This is a genomic window from Frankia sp. AgKG'84/4 (assembly GCF_023242965.2).
In the GTDB taxonomy this organism is placed as follows: domain Bacteria; phylum Actinomycetota; class Actinomycetes; order Frankiales; family Frankiaceae; genus Frankia.
The window spans coordinates 1-2,118 of the sequence record NZ_JALKFU020001309.1 but is presented as its reverse complement, the minus strand read 5'-3'; the positions used below and the strand labels follow the sequence as shown (position 1 = coordinate 2,118).

2 protein-coding genes are annotated in these 2,118 nt (G+C 73.2%); both read right to left on the bottom strand.

Annotated elements, in window-relative coordinates; all coding sequences use genetic code 11:
- Nucleotides 1-1,756 (bottom strand): Hsp70 family protein (locus MXD58_RS29965; protein WP_250611508.1); only part of this gene is annotated, 1,756 nt, incomplete at its 3' end.
- Between the two features lie 115 nt (nt 1,757-1,871).
- Nucleotides 1,872-2,118: dihydrodipicolinate reductase C-terminal domain-containing protein (locus MXD58_RS29960; protein WP_284679031.1), on the bottom strand; the 247-nt coding region annotated here is incomplete at its 5' end.

Sequence of the window (2,118 nt, the reverse complement as noted above, 5' to 3'; positions counted from 1 at the left end):
GGCCGCCGGTACCGGGCACGCCGCCGCGTTCGCGCCGCGCCCGCGCCACCTGCTCCCGCTCCCGCGCCACATCGGCCTGGCTGAGGGCCGCGGACGTCTCCACCCGGACCGTGAGCGGCCGGTCGGCGAGGCCCTCATGGGTCGCGGTGACCACGAGAATGCCGTCGAAGCCCATCCGGAACAGGATGTGGATCTGCGAACCGGCCGGGAAGCCCGGCGGGATCCCCGTGATCTCCGCCTCGGCTATCACCTTGTTGTCCTCGACCCGGGCGGACTCCACCCCGCCGGCCTGCTCGACGATGTAGACGGTGACCGTGTCCTGATCGTCGCGCACCGTGCCGAACGACCGGCGGACGGCGACCGGCAGCCGGTCGTTGCGGTGCACGAGGAAGACCGCGCCCTGCTCGGCGAACCGGTTCAGCGCCAGCACGCCGAACCCGCGGGAGACGACGTTGACGACCTGCACCTCCACGGTGCGCCGGACCCGACTGGCGGGTAGGCCGAGCGCGGCGGCGAGGCGCCCGCAGGCGGCGTCCAGGTCCCCCGGCGCTGCCGCGTCCACTCCGGCGCCGTCGACGAGCTGGCCACGGGTCACCAGATCCGCGAGGACGAGGCGCTCCAGGGCCTTCTTCTCGCCGTAGATCGCGGCACCGCGGGCGACGGCGAGGTCCGGATCGGACAGCTCGACGGGCACCTCGAACTCGGCGGCGAGGCGGCGCGCGACGGCGGGCATCCGCGACGCGCCGCCGACCAGCAGGATCCGGTCGATGCCGCGCACCCCGCGGGCGATCGCCGCGTCGCGCGCCGCCCGGGTCAGCGCCACCGTCCGGTCGAGCAGCCCCGCCGTGATCCCCTCCAGTTCGTCGCGGGTGAGGAGCACCTCGGTGCGCAGGCCGGCGTGGTCGATGACGACGGTCGTGGCCTCGGCGTCGGTCAGCTCCCGGCGGGCCCGTTCGGCGGCGAGCAGCAGCGTCTGCGCGGCGCCACCGTCGTCCAGCGGGTCGGGGGCGTCCGGATGCTCGGCGAGGAAACGGTCACCGAGCAGGAGCACGACCTTCTCGTCCCAGTCGGCGCCGCCGAGCTGATGATCACCGTCGATGGCGACGACGGACACCCGGCGGTCGGCGAGTTCGACAACCGTGACGTCGAACGTGCCACCGCCGAGGTCGTAGACGAGCGCGACCTCCTCGGCGACGGTGCCCGGGCCGCCCAGCGTGCGCCGCCCGCCGATCTCGAAGCGGGCGAAGCCGTAGGACAGCGCTGCGGCGGTCGGCTCGTTGATGACGTCGACGACGCTCAGCCCCGCGTACTCGCCGGCGAGGACGGTCGCGCGGCGTTCCTCATCGCCGAAGTAGGCCGGGACGGTGAGGACGGCGTCCTCGACCGGTTCCCCGGTGGCGAGTGCCGCGTCGGAGATCAGCGCCTTGAGGATCAGGCCGCTGACGGCGGGCGCGGACCAGGCGGCGCCCTGGGTGATGAACCGCCAGTCCCCGTCGCCCATCCTCCGTTTGACCAGCGAACAGACATCGTCGGGGCGGGCCCGCGCGAGTTCGCGGGCGGGCTGCCCGGTGATGAAGTCATCGGCACCGACGAACAGCACGACACTCGGCAACGTCAGCGCGTCACCGGCCAGCGGCACGATCTGGGGCTCGCCGGAGTCCGAGACCCGGGCTAGGCAGCTGAACGTCGTACCAAGATCAATACCGTAGACGCTGCGGGTTCCCGCCGGCGGCCGGCGGTCAACGTGTCCGACCACACCCGGAAACCTATCTTTCGGATTTCCGTTGCTGTCAGGACCGTCGGATCGGCGACTCTGCGGCGTGGCGCGCGAGCCGTCACCGCCCGCCGTGAACCGCCAGCGCAATCGGCGATCAGTCCAGGTCGAGCAGGTGTTCCAGGCCGACGGTCAGCCCGGGCAGATCGGCGATGCGGCGCACGGCCAGCAGGACACCCGGCATGAACGACGTACGGTCGTAGGAGTCGTGGCGCAGGGTGAGCGTCTCGCCCGACCCGCCGAGCAGCACCTCCTGGTGGGCGACGAGGCCGGCGAGGCGAACCGCGTGCACCGGCACGCCCGCCACCCGGGCGCCGCGGGCGCCGTCGAGCGCCGAGGTGGTC